Annotated in this window: 1 protein-coding gene; it reads right to left on the reverse strand. The window is 49.5% G+C overall.

Annotated elements, in window-relative coordinates; genetic code table 11:
* Positions 1-307: DDE-type integrase/transposase/recombinase (locus tag LGT40_RS00110; RefSeq protein ID WP_226343090.1), on the reverse strand; the 307-nt coding region annotated here is incomplete at both ends.

The following is a 307-nucleotide window of genomic DNA, read 5'->3' on the forward strand; positions in this document are numbered from 1 at the left end:
TGCTCTCAGGGCTTCTCACGGGGGTTGTGCATACCTTAAAGCCCAGTGATTTCGCGAACTGCCGAGTGTCATCGGCAATATAGCAACTCCCATTATCGGTCAGCCACTCAACCTGGCGAGGTAGCTCTTGAACATCACCAAACCGCTTTTCAATACTTTCGACCAATACGTCCTGCACCATCAAAGCGTTAATGCCAGTGGTGGTGGCAACATAACTCATGACTTCACGGTCGCAGCAGTCGAGACTAAACACCACTCGGACTTTTTCTTTATTCCAACAGCCGATCTCAAAACCATCTGAGCACCA

The sequence above is a fragment of the Methylophaga pinxianii genome (genome assembly GCF_020447225.1).
Taxonomy (GTDB): Bacteria; Pseudomonadota; Gammaproteobacteria; order Nitrosococcales; family Methylophagaceae; genus Methylophaga; species Methylophaga pinxianii.